At 73.7% G+C, this 14,247-nt stretch carries 12 protein-coding genes and 3 tRNA genes; 2 read left to right on the top strand and 13 right to left on the bottom strand.

Features of this window, described 5'->3' with window-relative positions:
- Positions 1–220: 220 nt before the first annotated feature.
- The 12 genes from ACQPY0_RS46890 to ACQPY0_RS46835 form a co-directional block, all read right to left on the bottom strand.
- A complete protein-coding gene (locus tag ACQPY0_RS46890; RefSeq protein ID WP_432976281.1) occupies positions 221–1,459 on the bottom strand; it encodes a vWA domain-containing protein in 1,239 nt (412 codons plus the stop codon).
- Positions 1,456–2,631, bottom strand: a complete 1,176-nt coding sequence (locus ACQPY0_RS46885; RefSeq protein ID WP_432976278.1) for an AAA family ATPase — start codon at positions 2,629–2,631, stop codon at positions 1,456–1,458. The genes ACQPY0_RS46890 and ACQPY0_RS46885 overlap by 4 nt, the downstream gene beginning before the upstream one ends.
- Before the next feature lie 34 nt (positions 2,632–2,665).
- Complete coding sequence (locus tag ACQPY0_RS46880) at positions 2,666–4,153, bottom strand: ankyrin repeat domain-containing protein (RefSeq protein WP_432976275.1); 1,488 nt, start codon at positions 4,151–4,153, stop codon at positions 2,666–2,668.
- Positions 4,150–5,268, bottom strand: a complete 1,119-nt coding sequence (locus ACQPY0_RS46875) for a gala protein (RefSeq protein ID WP_432976272.1) — start codon at positions 5,266–5,268, stop codon at positions 4,150–4,152. The genes ACQPY0_RS46880 and ACQPY0_RS46875 overlap by 4 nt, the downstream gene beginning before the upstream one ends.
- Entirely contained in the window at positions 5,262–6,494 is a 1,233-nt protein-coding gene (locus ACQPY0_RS46870) for an SDR family NAD(P)-dependent oxidoreductase (protein ID WP_432976269.1), read from the bottom strand. The genes ACQPY0_RS46875 and ACQPY0_RS46870 overlap by 7 nt, the downstream gene beginning before the upstream one ends.
- Positions 6,495–6,508: 14 nt before the next feature.
- Positions 6,509–6,584, bottom strand: a tRNA-Met gene (locus ACQPY0_RS46865).
- A gap of 25 nt (positions 6,585–6,609) precedes the next feature.
- Positions 6,610–6,686 (bottom strand) — tRNA-Trp (locus tag ACQPY0_RS46860).
- Between the two features lie 24 nt (positions 6,687–6,710).
- A tRNA-Val gene (locus ACQPY0_RS46855) sits at positions 6,711–6,783 on the bottom strand.
- On the bottom strand, positions 6,774–7,181 hold the full coding sequence (locus tag ACQPY0_RS46850) for a VOC family protein (RefSeq protein ID WP_432976266.1): 408 nt from the start codon (positions 7,179–7,181) through the stop codon (positions 6,774–6,776). The genes ACQPY0_RS46855 and ACQPY0_RS46850 overlap by 10 nt, the downstream gene beginning before the upstream one ends.
- Before the next feature lie 74 nt (positions 7,182–7,255).
- The gene (locus tag ACQPY0_RS46845; protein ID WP_432976263.1) at positions 7,256–7,717 is read right to left on the bottom strand and encodes a hypothetical protein; all 462 of its coding nucleotides are present in this window, start codon (positions 7,715–7,717) and stop codon (positions 7,256–7,258) included.
- A gap of 28 nt (positions 7,718–7,745) precedes the next feature.
- A complete protein-coding gene (locus tag ACQPY0_RS46840) occupies positions 7,746–8,336 on the bottom strand; it encodes an RNA polymerase sigma factor (RefSeq protein WP_432976260.1) in 591 nt (196 codons plus the stop codon).
- A gap of 96 nt (positions 8,337–8,432) precedes the next feature.
- On the bottom strand, positions 8,433–9,593 hold the full coding sequence (locus ACQPY0_RS46835) for a S8 family peptidase (RefSeq protein WP_432976257.1): 1,161 nt from the start codon (positions 9,591–9,593) through the stop codon (positions 8,433–8,435).
- 134 nt (positions 9,594–9,727) lie between these two features.
- On the opposite strand from ACQPY0_RS46835, the gene ACQPY0_RS46830 reads away from it, so the two are divergent.
- The gene (locus tag ACQPY0_RS46830; RefSeq protein ID WP_432976254.1) at positions 9,728–12,319 is read left to right on the top strand and encodes an FHA domain-containing protein; all 2,592 of its coding nucleotides are present in this window, start codon (positions 9,728–9,730) and stop codon (positions 12,317–12,319) included.
- Between the two features lie 131 nt (positions 12,320–12,450).
- Here the strand turns inward: ACQPY0_RS46830 and ACQPY0_RS46825 are convergent, their stop codons facing one another.
- On the bottom strand, positions 12,451–12,993 hold the full coding sequence (locus tag ACQPY0_RS46825; RefSeq protein ID WP_432976251.1) for a hypothetical protein: 543 nt from the start codon (positions 12,991–12,993) through the stop codon (positions 12,451–12,453).
- Positions 12,994–13,102: 109 nt separating this feature from the next.
- Between ACQPY0_RS46825 and ACQPY0_RS46820 the strand changes: the two genes are divergently transcribed.
- Entirely contained in the window at positions 13,103–14,239 is a 1,137-nt protein-coding gene (locus tag ACQPY0_RS46820; protein ID WP_432976248.1) for a serine hydrolase domain-containing protein, read from the top strand.
- Positions 14,240–14,247 lie beyond the last annotated feature (8 nt).

Below are 14,247 nucleotides of genomic sequence, written 5' to 3'. Positions count from 1 at the left end.
GCCGCTGCAGCTGGTCGCGATGCACAAGCGGACAGTACTGCCGGGGTATGACATTTTCGGGCGTCCTGGCGGCACGGCCCAGCGCATGGTTTGTGCCCTGCCGGGGCACGCTGTCGTCGGCCCGCGCGACGTGCGCCGCGGCCCGCAGCCCCGCCCGACCGCGGTGGTCGGGTCAGCCTCCTGCGCCCACCGTCGAAACGGACCATCGACGGCGCTCGAGTCATGAGCTGGGGCGGGCGGCGCGGGGGGTGTCGGTGATGTGGACGGACTCGATCCATGGTGGCACGGACGGGGGGTTGGGGCCGATCAGGCCGGCGATGACGCGGCACGACGAGGTCTCGTCCGGCCAGGGGGTTATGCCGTCGGTCAGCACGACGATGATGTTGGGCGGCTCCGGGCTGGACCGGGCGCGGGCGATGCCCACCCTCATGTCCGTGCCGCCTCCGCCGCTGAGCTGGATCTGCTCGGTCTTCGTCACGCGGGTCACGGCGTGGACGTCGGCGTCGCAGGCCAGGACGGTGACCCGGTTGCCGCGGATGCCCACCGCGCGCAGCACGCCCGTCACCTCGCCGAGTGCCGCGGCCAGCTCGTCGTCGCCCATCGAGCCGGACGTGTCGATGACGATGGCGACCCGGGGGAGCGGCTGGCGCAGGCTCGGCAGCACCACACCGCGGAGGGCGGCGCTGCGCCGGCCCGGGCGCGCGTAGGTGTAGTCGACCGCGCCGCTCGCCCACGCCACGGCCTGGCGCAGCGCGCCGGTGAGCAGGCGGCGCCAGTCGATCACGGGCTCGGCGATCTCGTCGGCCCAGCGTTTCCAGCCGTGCGGCACCAGGCCCCGGGAGCGGGCGTGGCCGCGGATCGCCTCGGCGGTCTGGCGGCGGATGGCCTCGGCCTCGACCGAGCGCACCCCGGGCGCCCCGTCGATGTCGAGCTCGCCGGGCACCGGGACGCCGTGCGCGCCCGAGCCGCACTGAACATGGACGACCGGCGTCGGCGGAATCCCCGGCAGATACTCCTCGAAGAGCCGCCCCGTCGGCAGCGCGAACGTCTTCGGCTCCACCCGCGCGGCGGGCAGCGCCAGCCCGTCCTCGATCAGGTCGTCGTTGATCTCGCAGTCCTGCGCGAGATTGACCCGGTGGGAGTCGTCCCGGTCGGCGTCGCGCAGCCGCTCGGCCCGCCCGTGATGCTCGCGCAGCACGTGCGCCACCTCGTGAATCCACACCCCGGCCAGCTCCTCGACGGGGTGCCCGGCGACGAAATCCGGGTTCACGTAGAGCCGCCAGTGCCGGTCCACCCCCATCGTCAGCAGATGCCATGAGGGAACCACCGACAACGCGTAGAGCGCCGTCGCCAGATACGGCCGATCCTTGGCGGCCCGATACCGCGCCGCGAGCAGCTTCGTGCGATCCAGCGCCGTGCGCGCGGACACCGGCGGCGCGGCCGGGCCGGCGGTCGTCACAGGGCCCCCGACAGGCGCAGGATGTCGAGGAACGCGTCGATCGTCTTCGGCACCGGCCACGTCTTGTCGCGCATCACCGCCAGGTCCGTCGCGGCCCGCGCCGCCACGTCCGGCACGCCCGCGTCCACCGCCTTGGCCAGGACCGCCCATGCGGCCTCCCACCGGGCGCGGCTCGTGTCGGACTGCACGGCCGAGACGATCGCGGTGAGGAAGGCCAGCTGTCGGTCCCCGCGCTGGGGCAGCGCGAACGCGTCCGGGTTGGCCAGGACCCGGTTGGGGTCGGGCAGGTCGAGCTCGTCGAGGTAGGTGATCAGCTCCAGCCCCGCCCCGTCGCCGATCGCCCCCACGATCGCCGTCGACAGCGCCTCGCGGCTGGCGTCGCTGGCCAGGCCGAAGGTGAGCAGGCGCAGGGCCATCTCCCAGGTGCGCGGGGACGGCCACGCGCCGCCGCGGGCCTCGGCGTCGGCCGGCAGGTGGTGGGACAGGCCGGGGCGGGCGGTGAGGAAGCCGGACAGGGTGCCGCGGGCGCGGGCCAGGGCCGAGGCGGTGCGGCGGGGGTCGACGCGCGGGATGTCGGCGGTGGGCCAGGTCCCGGCCAGGCCGCGGGCGACGACGGCCGGGTCGTGGGTCCAGCGCAGGTGGATGAAGCGGTTGGCCAGCGGCGGGCTGAGATGCCAGCCGTCGGCGGCGGAGGCCGGCGGGTTGGCCGCGGCCACGACCCGCACGCCCGGCGGGAGCTCCAGGCTGCCGACCCGGCGCTCCAGCACGACCCGCAGCAGGGCCGCCTGCACGGCCGGCGGGGCGGAGGAGAGCTCGTCGAAGAAGACCAGCCCGACGCGGTTGCGGGTGAGGCGGACCGCCCAGTCCGGCGGGGCCATCGGCACGCCCTGGGTCGCCGGGTCGTCGCCGACGACGGGCAGCCCGGCGAAGTCCGACGGCTCGTGGATGCTCGCGATGACGGTCTCCATCGGCACCCCGAGCCGGTCGGCGAGCTGCTGCAGCGCGGAGGACTTGCCGATGCCCGGCTCGCCCCACAGCAGCACCGGCAGGTTGGCCGACACGGCCAGCGCGAGCGCCTCGAGCTGGACGTTGTCGCGCCGCTCGACGCGGGTGGCGCGGGTCGCGGCGAGCAGCTCGTCGGCCGCGGCGAGCAGGGTCAGTGCCTCCGTCATGCCCGCGAGCGTAGCCGTGAGGTCTGACAAAAATTCACGAGAAGAATCCGCGCAGCTGGGGTAGGTCGTCCGCGCGGCGGCGATCGTACAGGTCCGCCAGGCTCCACCCCTGCGCGTCCTCGGCATGCGGGTCCGCGCCCGCGTCGAGCAGCGCCCCCACCACCTGCGGCGACCCGTCCTGGTGGACCGCCAGGTGCAGGGGAGTGCGCCCGGCGTGGTCGCGCGCCTCGAGGTCCAGCCCCGCGGCGAGCAGCCGGGCGAGCAGGTCCGGCCAGCCCTCGCACCAGTCCACGCCGGCGATGAGGTGCAGCAGCGTGCGCCCGTGCACGTCCCGGGCGCGGGGGTCCATGCCGGCGTCGAGCCGCTCGACGACCCCATCGAGGTCGCCGTGCATCATGCGCAGCAGCAGGTCGCGCCGCTGCTCCTCGAGCCTGCGTGGCAGCCGGTCCGCCCGGTCCGCCCACCCCTCGGCGGCCGCGAAGCAGCCGTGCAGCGTGCCGCCGAGTGCCCGCAGCGCCTCCTCCCGCCGCCGCTCGTCCGCGTCGTGCGGGATCGCCAGCCGCGCGGACTCCCAGCCGACCGCGTGCCACTGCCCGCCGCACCGCACCCGCACGACGTCGTCCCGGCGAACAACGGGAATCCGAGCCGCAGCGGCGAAGGGCGCCAGTTGCGGGCCGACGAGCGGGTGCAGGTCGGCGGGGGAGAGCAGGCCGGTGCGGACCAGGTGCAGGTCGACCGGGCGCTGGACCGCGAGGTAGTCGAGCCGGTCGGGGGAGGCAGGCCGCGTCCACGAGCGCGCCCGCACCCACTCGGAGTGCACCGGCCCGCCGTTGACGAGGTGCAGCCGCAGGTCGAAGCGCCCGCTGACGGTGACCGAGAACGTGGCGGTGCGGCCGGCCCGGGCGGCGGCGAGCACCCGGTGCGGGTCCGCGTCGAACCGGGCGAAGTCCTTCCGGGCGGCGTCGGGCGGGTCGGGGACGTCGATCCCGGCATCGGCCCACGCCTGCTGGGTCTGCCCCGCGTCCTGCAGGGCCAGGATCTGCGTGGCGTTCGGCCCGCAGGTGCGCTCGGCGAGCCGGTCGGCCTCCCGGGCGTCCCAGCGGTGCCGGGCCGCGCTCCAGTCGTACGACCCGGGGAAACGATCCTCGTCGATCTCTTCGCAGGCGACCAGCACGAGCCGCTGCGAGCCGAACCCGACCCGCGGCGTGCCGACGCCGAGCAGGGAATCGCCGCGGCGGGCCAGGATGACGAGGTTGCGCGGGGCGATCGTGGTCTCGCCCCGGCCGGGCCGGCGCGGCAGGTGCCAGCGCAGCAGATCGGGCGCGAAGTGCAGCAGATCGTCGGCGAACGGCGCCAGCTCGGCCTCGCCGGGCTCGACGACGACCCCGGCGGCGGCGCAGGCGGCCCGCCAGTCGCCGGCCAGCCGCGCGGCCGTGGCCCGCTCGATCATGCGGCGCGGCACCGCGTACTGCCGCACGCGCCGCCAGTTGCCCAGCGCCTCCTCGCCGATGAGCGCGCTCACCGGTACACGCTCAGGATCTCGCTCGAAAGCGGCGGCTCGCCCCCGGGCAGCAGGCCGGCGAGGACCCGCTTGACCCGCCGCGGCACGTCGGGGCCGAGCGTGAGGCGGCGCAGCGCGGTCCGGCCGGTCTCCACCGCGGCGAGCAGCGCCTTGGCGCCGCGGCCGCGCACGCCCGTGTGGCGCAGGTCGAGCCGGCGCAGCGGGCTGCCGGGCAGCGCCTCGGCGAGCCGGAACGCGCCCGCGTCGCCGATCGTGTTGTCGGTGGCGCCGAGGACCCGCAGCGACAGCGGCCGGCTCAGGTCCAGGCCGTCCAGCATGGACAGTCGCGCGGCGAGCGGGGCGGCGTCGGTCAGGCCGTTGCCGCCCAGGCCCAGCGTGGTACCGCTGCGGGAAATGGCGTCCGCGAGCGTTGCGATGCCGTCGTCGCCGAGGCGGTTCGCCGCCAGGAACAGCCCGGTGACGCCGCCGTCGGCCAGCAGCCGTCCGAGCAGCGGCGCGGCGGCCGGGCCGAGGCCGTTGCCGCCGAGGAAGACCCGGGTGACGGGGCGCGGCCGGGCCACGAGCGCGTCGACCAGCTCGCCCAGCCCGGCCTGGGTCAGCCCGGTGTTGACCAGGTCCAGGGTGTCGATCGCCGTGTTGGTGCGCAGCATCGCGGCGAGCGCGGCGACCCCCGCGTCGCCGAGGGGGTTGCGCTTGAGCCACAGCGCGGTCACCGTCTCGTCGCCGGCGAGGCGCTCGAACAGCGGCTCGGCGCCGCCCGCGTCGATGGCGTTGCAGCCCAGGTAGAGCGTCCGGACGCCGTGGCCGGGGGCGAGCGCCGCGGCCAGGGCCGCGGTCCCGGGCGCGGCCAGAGCGTTGGTTCCAAGCAGCAGGTGTACGGCATGAGCCGACCCGACCACACGGTCCAGCACCCGCGTCACCCCGTCCGGGCCGAGCCCCTGCTTGCACAGGTCGAGGCGGCCGTCGGCCTGCAGGGTGCCCAGCGGGAAGCGCTCGGTCCCGGCGACGTGCGCCGGGTCGGACAGGCGGGCCAGCAGGGGCTCCAGGAGCGTCAGATCCGCCGGCGGTACGGCCGGAGCCGCCATGACGGGACACGCGATCTCGATCTCTACCACTGCACCACCCGGTAGTCCTTGAGGAACACGCCGTGCACCGGGTCGCCGTGCACGCCGCGCACGATCGGGTCGTAGACCCGCGCGGCGCCGTCGACGACGTCCAGCGGCACCCGGAAACCCTTGCCGTGCAACGCCTCCCGGGTCGCCTGGGGCCGCTCGTCGGTGACCCAGCCGGTGTCGACGCTGGTGACGTGGATGCCCTCGGCCGCGTACTCGCCCGCGATCGTGCGGGTGAGCATGTTCAGCCCCGCCTTGGCCATGTTGGTGTGCGGGTGGTCGGCGGTCTTGTTGCGCCGGCTGAAGCTGCCCTCCATCGCCGAGACGTTGACGACGTAGCGGTCCGGGAACGGCGAGGCGTGCAGCAGCGGGCGCAGGCGGGCGGTCAGCAGGAAGGGTACGAAGGCGTTGATGACCTGTACCTCCATCCACTCCCGCGGGGTGACCTGGTGCACCTTGAGCATCCAGCTGTTGACCGGCCGGAGATCCAGCGGCTCGCCGGTCTCGTCGAGCGCGCCGGCCGGGAAGAACAGGTCGGTGGCCGAGGCCGCCAGTGCGGGGCGGCCCTCGGCGGCGGCGAGCTCGCGGTAGTACGACGGCGGCCTCTGGATCGTCTGCGCGGCGTTGTTGACGAGGATGTCCAGGTGGCCCCATTGGGCGGCGACGGCGTCGGCGAGACCTAGGACGCCGGGCAGGTCCAGGAAGTCCACGCCGTGGATGTGCAGCCGGTCGCGCCAGTCGGCGGCGTCGGGGACCCCGGCGTAGCGCCGCTCGGCGTCGCGCGGGAAGCGGGTGGTGACGACGACCTCGGCGCCGTCGCGCAGCAGCTTCAGCGCCGTCTCGAAGCCGATCTTGATCCGGCCCCCGGTGAGCAGCGCCCGCCGGCCGGTGAGGTCGGCGCGGGCGTGGCGGCGCGCCGTGTTGCCGGCCGCGCAGTCGGCGCACATCTGCGGATACGTCGCTGGTACGGCGCGGTAGGGCGCCTTGCACACGTAGCAGTTGCGGGCCCGTAACAGCTCGGCGCCCTCGGCGGGCCGGGGCGCGGTCAGCAGCCGCCGGTCGTGCTGGGCGACCGCGGCCCGGCGCTCGCCCTTGAGACGCTTCTTGCGGATCTTGTACGCCTTGTCGACCGCCGCCCACACCGCTGCGGCGCCGGTGTCGTCCGCCTCGTCGAGCGCGTCCAGCACCCGCAGGCAGGTCTCCACGTCGGCGGGATTCAGCGGCGGCACCCGAGGAATGGTACTGGCGGACCGGCCGGAATCGAACCGGCGTCCTCCCGAATTATGAGTCCGGGCGCGACGACCTCTGCGCTACGGCCCGCGCGCGGGCATGGCACCGCCCCGATGCAGGCCGACCGGATTCGAACCGGCGTCCTCCCAGATTTGGAGTCCGGGCGCGACGACCTCTGCGCTACGACCTGCGCGTGGGGCATGCTGCCCGCAAGGCAAGGCCGGCCGGATTCGAACCGGCGTCCTCCAGTGTGTTGTACCGGCGCGACGACCTCTGCGCTACGACCTTGCCGCGGCGAAGCTTACCGGTCGCGTCCGCGGCTGGTAGAGCTGGTGCAGCACGAAGGTGTTGCCGTCGGGGTCGGCGAACGAGGTGACCCGCGAGAACGGGCCCTCCTCGATCGGCGTCTCGAAGACGATCCCGCGCTCGGCGAGCTCCTCGTAGGTCCGCTCGATGTCGTCGGTGTCGAGCACGACGCCGCGCAGCGAGCCGGGCGGCATCGTGTCGAACCAGGTGACGAGCGCGAACGAGGTCTGGCCGTGCTTCGGCGCGACCTCGACCCAGCGCCGGTCGCCCTCGTCGTTGTCGCTGATCAGCTCCCAGCCCAGCGCGTTGAGGTAGAAGTCGCGGGCCCGGTCCTGGTCGGTCACGGGAATGGACACGATCTGCACGTGGTCGATGGGCATGGCCGGCTCCTCGCAACGTGGGGGCACCTTTCGTGCACGGTACCCCGGCCGACCTGGCCGTTTTCCCGGAACTTCTACAACTGCACCCATTCTGTGCGGACTGGTACGAATGCCCCCTCGTCCACGGGTTCGCAGCGCAGCCGCACCGGCCCGGGCGTCACGCCCTCGACCCGGAAGCGCCCCTCGTCGTCGGCGGCCGTCTCGTGCGTCCCGCCGGGCGACTCGACCACCACCTTGGCCGGGATCACCGGCGCCAGCTCGCCGACCACGTCGACGGCGCCGGCGCGCGTGGTCACCTGGACGTCGATCGTCAGCGCGCCGCCGAGGAACGTCAGCACCCGCGGGGTGCCGCCACGGACCCCGCCGCGCACGGCGATCAGCTTGTCCAGCGAGTCGCGCACCAGCTCGGCCAGGGCCGCGTCCGGGTCGCGCCACGCCAGGCTCGCCCGGGCGGCGGCCAGGACCGCGAGTGGCACCGGATCGTGCCGGCCGGCGATCTCACGCAATGAGCTCAGCACCTCTTCCTCCCCGATCATCGGGTCGGCCCTGCCCAGCCGCGGTGGGTCATATCGAAGCCGCCAATCGTCGGCGCAGCGTGCCCAGGCAGCGCTTGCGAGTCGGACCGATACTGCCGATCGGCACGTCGAGCGCGGCCGAGACCTCGGCGTAGCTCGGCGGCGGATCGGCGATGAGCACCCGCAGCAGCTGCTGACACTGGCCGGACAGCGCGCGGAACTCCTGCCACAGCGTGGCGTCGCGCTCGTCGCGCAGCACGCCGGCGTCCGGCTCGTCCTCGACCCGGTCGAGGCCGGCCTGCACCCCCAGGTGGCCGACGAAGTCGCCGGCCGAGCCTGCGGGGACGTCGCGGCCGCCCTTGCGCAGCAGGGCGATCGCCTCGCGCCGGGCGGTGGTCGCCAGCCACGAGCCGAGCTTGTCGGCGTCGCGGACGTCGTCGACGTGCTCGACGAGCCGCAGCCAGGTCGCCTGGCTCACGTCGGCGGCGTCGGACTGACCGAGCTGGAAACTGCGCGCGACCGACCAGACGAGGTTGGCGTATCGGTCCACAATGGACTCCCACGCCTGCTGGTCGCCGGCCGCGGCCGCCCGCAGAAGTGCGGCGTTTCCGTGCTCACCGGGACTTTCGGGGTCGGCCATGGCTCCGAAGGGTAGCATCGCGGCCACCGGACGACGGGGTGCGGCGACCAGTGCGCCGCACCCCGTCACCCCCCTCCCCCTGATGTACTGCATGGCCTACGCCACCCCCGCGTAGCGGCCGTAACGCAGCCGTGCCCCGGCCACCACGGACTGCGCCGCGAGCCCGGCCGATCCCGACCCGGGCAGCGCGTCGGCGATGGCCGCCGCGACGAACGGCGCGGCGAACGACGTGCCGCTCCACCGCGCCCAGCCGTCCGGGAAGTCCTCGTGGTGCACGAACGTGCTGTGCACGTCAGCCCCCGGCGCCGCGAGCGTCACCCACGGGCCGGTGTTGCTCCACTCACAGATCCGCCGGCCGTCGTGGGCGGCGACCGCGACGACGCGCTGGCGCCACGGCGCGCCCGTCCCGGCGTACGCGGCCGGCCAGAACGGCCGGTCGTGCTGGCCGTCGTTGCCGGCCGCCGCCACGACAACCCGGTCCCCGCTGGTCAGCAGCCCCGCCAGCGCCGCCGTGAGCAGGACCGGTGGCCGGTCGTCGAGCGTGTATCCCCCCAGCGAGAGGTTGATGATCGGATCGTCGCCCGCCTGCCGGAGCGCGGCGACCAGGTCGCTCTCCCGGCAGATCCCGAACGTGTCCACGATCCGCACCAGCCTCGGCCGTACCCGCCCTGACCGGCCCAGCATGACCCCGGCGACGAAGTTCGCGTGACCGGCGTCGCCGTGCGCCACCCCGTCGCCGGACGAGTCCTCCCAGTCCTGCGTGACGTAGCGCTCCTTCGGCAGCGGGCTGTTGAGCAGCACCCCGCTGTCGAGCACCAGCACGCCCACCTCGCCGGTCGCCTCCGGCGGGGTCAGCGTGCCGGGCGGCGCCGGGCGCGGCGCCCCGTACGCCCCGGCGTGCGCCAACGGTGTCGAGACGAACACGTGGTTCGGACCGGCGGCCACCCTCGTGTCACCCGCCGCCTCCGCCTGCACGCGCACGCGCCGGGCGGCGCGCGCGACGTCCAGACCGGGCAGGCGCACCCGCCGGAAGCCGTCCGGGACATCCCCCTCCTCGATGATGTCCCGGGCGGTGAAGCCCTGCTCGGCGAACGCCTGCCGCGCGGTGGCGAAGTGCTCCTCGAGCACCACCAGCTCGTCGGCGACGAAACGCACCGGCGTGCCGTCCGTCCGGTCCTCGCGGCGCACCCACGGCAGGCCGGCCAGTCGCCGGGCGCGCCGGGAGCGCCACTGATCCGAACGGGCGTGCGCTGCCATCGGGGGCTCCTCCTCACCGTGTCGTCCTCGTCTCGACACACAAGAGGAGCCGGGCGGCCGTCCTGATACATGGATCTTCGCGGTTTCCGCCCCCCGGCTGTTTTCTGTCGTACCCCCACGGCATGATGAGCCCCGTGGCGAGCATCGATCAGCAGACGGTGACCCGAGAGCTCACCGTGCTCGAGGTGATCAGCGGCGACAAGAAGGCGGTCGTCCGCCCGGACGACACGGTGACCCTCGGCCGCGACGCCGCCAACGACCTCGTGGTCGAGGGCAACCTGATCTCCCGCCGGCACGCCGAGGTGATCTGGAACGACGACGGCTGGTTCCTGCGCGACCTGGACAGCCGCAACGGCACCTTCGTCGGCGGCGAGCGGGCGGCCTTCGTCGCCGCGACCGACGGCGGCGAGGTCCACCTCGGCTCGGCCGACGGCCCGGCGGTGACGTTCAAGGTGATCACCATCACGGAGCAGCTGCCCGTCCAGCCCTCACCCCCGCAGCGGGAGGCGACCCAGCACGAGTTCGGCGCCGGGCGCATCCGCATCGGCCGCGGCGCCGACAACGACATCGTGCTCACCGACCTGCGCAGCTCCCGCAACCACGCCGAGCTGCGCCGCACTCCCACCGGCGGCTACGAGGTCGTCGACCTGGGCAGCCGCAACGGCACCTTCCACAACGGCAAGCAGGTCGCCCGCCAGGACATGAGCCCCGGCGACCTGATCTCCATCGGCCGGCACGAGTTCATCTTCGACGGTGCCCGGCTGCACGAGTTCGAGGACGCGGGCCCCTCCTCGCTCATCGCCGACGACCTCACGGTGCGGATCAAGGACTCGGTCCTGCTCGACGACGTCAGCTTCGCCCTGGCCGAGGGCAGCCTGCTCGCCGTCGTCGGCCCCTCCGGCTGCGGCAAGTCGACCCTGGTCAAGGCGGTCGCCGGCCTGCGCCCCGCGACCCAGGGCGCGGTCCGCTACGACGGCCGCGACCTCTACGCCGACTATGCCGAGCTGCGCTACCGCATCGGCATGGTGCCCCAGGACGACGTCCTGCACCGCCAGCTCACCGTGCGCCGCGCCCTGCGCTTCGCCGCCGCCCTGCGCTTCGCCGACGACGTGCCGCGCAAGGAGCGCCGCGCCCGGGTCGCCGAGGTGCTCAAGACCCTCAACCTCACCGAGCGGGCCAAGCAGCGCATCGACAGCCTCTCCGGCGGCCAGCGCAAGCGGGTCTCGGTCGCCCTGGAGCTGCTCACCGAGCCCTCGCTGCTCTTCCTCGACGAGCCCACGTCCGGCCTCGACCCGGCGCTGGACAAGGAGGTCATGGAGGAGCTGCGCGAGCTGGCCGACAGGGGCCGCACCGTCGCCGTGGTCACGCACAACGTCATGCACCTCGACCTGACCGACCGCGTGCTCGTGCTCACCGTCGGCGGCCGGATGGGTTACTTCGGCCCGCCCGATGAGCTGCTGGGCTTCTTCGGCGCCGAGGACTACGCCGAGGTGTTCCGCGAGGTCACCAGCAACGCCGAGCACTGGGTGCGCAAATATCGCTCGTCCGAGCTCTACACGCGCTACGTGACCGACCAGATCGCCGAGGCCCCGCCGCCGAAGCCGGAGGCGGTCGAGCAGGTGACGATCCCGGCCCAGCGCACCGCCACCGCGTCCGCTCCCACGGGCGCTCCCACGGCGGTCCTGGGCGAGTCGACCGCCGAGCAGGAGATGCCGCCGAAGCCCGCCACGCCCGGCGAGTCCCCGACCGCAGAGCAGCGCGTGCCCGCCCGGCCCGGCACCGCCGCTCCCGCCCCGGCCGGTCCGGGGACCGGCGGCGGCTCCGGGGCGGCGCAGTCGGCCAAGATCGTCGGGCGGGCCCGGGTGAGGCTGGGCGGGGCGTCGCTGCGCAGCCGGGCCCTGCACCCTGCGGCCCCGATCCGGCAGTTCCTCACGCTGTGCCTGCGCATGCTGTGGGTGATCGGCGCCGACCGTGGCCTGTCCGTGTTCATGGTCGGACTGCCGCTCGCCCTGGCGCTGCTCACCCGCACCGTGCCCGGCGAAAACGGCCTGGCCCCGGCGACCGGCCTGCGCTACAGCCTGGAGGCCCAGCGCCTGCTCGTCGTCCTGGCCGTCGGCGCCGCGTTCCTGGGCACCGCCGCCGCCATCCGTGAGCTGGTCAACGAGTCGACGATCTACAAGCGCGAGCGCGCGGTGGGCCTGTCCGCCGGCGCCTACCTGGCCTCCAAGGTCTTCGTCTTCGCCGTGATCATCGTCGTCCAGACGGCCCTGTTCACCTGGCTGGCCCTGCTCGGCAAGAACCCGCCGCGCGACCCGCTGATCTTCTCCGAGCACTGGCTGGTCGAGATCACCATCCCGGTCGCTATGGTCGCCCTGGCGTCGATGGCCTTCGGCCTGCTGGTCAGCGCCCTGGTCAAGACCACCGAGCAGACCACCCCGGTCCTGGTCGTCGTGGTCATGGCCCAGCTGGTCCTCTCGGGCGGCCTGTTCGAGCTCGACGGCCAGAACGTCCTGGAGCAGATCTCCTGGCTCTTCCCGACCCGCTGGGGCCTGGCCGCCGGCGCGTCCACGGTCGACCTGCAGTCGATGATCCCGTTCAAGGACGCCCTGTGGGAGCACACCACGGGCGCCTGGTGGCGCTCAGTGCTGATCCTGCTCCTGCAGATCGCCCTGCTCACCGGCCTGGCCCGGCTGGCCTTGCGCCGCTCGGAGCCCGGCCGCCAGTAACCGGCCCGGGCCCACCCGTCCCGCCGCGTCCACCCACACCGCCACCGCCTGAGAGGGAGACAGCCGACTTCCTGGCCGAGATCCGGCCCCGCCGTCAGGCCCGCAGGGTGATAGGGCGGGACGGAGGATCGTCATGGCTGCACGGGACGACGCCGGCCGCGGGAGCCGTTGCCGGTGGCGCGGGCCGGCGTGAATCGTTCGTGCGCGGACTGGCGTGTGATGCCGAGCACCGCGCCGATGTCGGCCCAGGAACTGCCCGCGTCACGGGCCCGCGCAACGGCCTCCTCGGTTGCGGTGCGCTGCCAGCTTTCCAGGTGCGCGAGGACTCCCAACGCCTGCAACGGCCACGTGCCGGCGAGCTCGGTGACGCTTTCACGGAGCGAGTCGGATCGGTTGAGTAGCCAGCCCGGTGGTGCGGCCGCCCACAGCGGCCGCATGTGCGCGATCCAGTCCGAGATCGCGGACATCCGGCCCACTTCGTCGGGCCGGTGCTCGGTCGGGCTGGTCCAGCCGCATGAGCACCGCGCGAATACCCCGACCGGCGAGGGACGCCGGCCTGAGCGGTCGCCCTCGCCACGGCTCAGGTCAGCATCGACCTCGGCGAGCGAGCCGTCGGGCAGACGCTCGACCGTCGAGCCGGAGTGTCCGGGTAGGTCGTCCAGCGCAATGTGCACGTCCGCATCCTAATGATGTCAGGATCTCCTGACAAATAATGTAAGGGTTGCCTAACGGACACCGTCGTTCTAGCCTGACGCGCGTTCCCGTGTCACAGGAGGAGAACAAGTGGAGATCCACGGCGTCACCGAGCCCAGCTTCACGGCCGTCCGGAAGGCGTTCGCACGAAATATCGAGCGGTACGGGGAGGTCGGCGCGGCGGTGTGCGTCTACCACCACGGCCGCCCGGTCGTCGACCTCTGGACCGGCCTGGCCGATCCAGACGTCAGCCGGCCCTGGCAACGCGACACGCTGCAGATCGTCTTCTCGGCGACGAAAGGCGTGGTCGCAGCGTGCGCACATCTGCTCGTCCAGCGCGGCGACCTGGACCTGGACGCTCCGGTCACCCGGTACTGGCCGGAGTTCGGCGCCGCCGGCAAGGACCGAATCCCGGTGCGGTGGGTACTCTCGCACCGGGCCGGACTGGCAGCCCTCGACCGTCCACTGACACTCGCCGATGTGACCGCGTGGAACCCCGTCACCGAAGCCCTCGCCATGCAGGCACCGGCCTGGGAGCCCGGCACAGCGCACGGCTACCATGCGTTCACCTACGGCTGGATCGTCGGTGAACTGGTCCGGCGCGTGTCCGGCCGCAGCATCGGCACGTTCTTCCGGCAGGAGATCGCCGACCCGCTCGGCCTCGACATCTGGATCGGGCTACCCGGCGACGAACAGCACCGGGTGAGCCGGATCGTGGCGCCGCCGCTGGACCTGTCAACCGTCGACCGCTCCTCGCTGACGCTCCGGGCGATGCTGCCCACCGAAGAGCCGATGGACTTCAACCGGCCGGACCTCCGCGCCGCCGAGATCCCGGCCGTCAACGGCGTGTGCACAGCCCGCGCACTCGCTCGGTTCTACGCCGCGCTGATCGGCTCGGTCGACGGCCACCGGATCCTCGACCCGGCAACACTCGCCACCGCGACTGCCGAGCAGGCGGCCGGGGCCGACCGGATCCTGCAGGTGCCGACCCGTTGGGCGCTCGGCTTCGGCCTGCCCACGCCGGACCTGCCATGGTTCACACCGACGTTGTTCGGGCACGCCGGTCACGGCGGATCGCTGGGCTTTGCCGACCCGGCCAGCGGGCTGGCGTTCGCCTACGTCATGAACCGTGTGCACGCCGCTATGGAGCCCGACCTGCGGGCCAACGACCTGGCCGTGGCAGCCATCGAGGCCGCAGAGCGACCGGGTGATCGGGTGGCCGGGTGACCGGTGCA

The organism is Dactylosporangium sp. CA-233914, from assembly GCF_050942935.1.
In the GTDB taxonomy this organism is placed as follows: domain Bacteria; phylum Actinomycetota; class Actinomycetes; order Mycobacteriales; family Micromonosporaceae; genus Dactylosporangium.
Note: the sequence above shows the minus strand (reverse complement) of the source record. Positions and strands in the feature narration are given on the sequence as shown.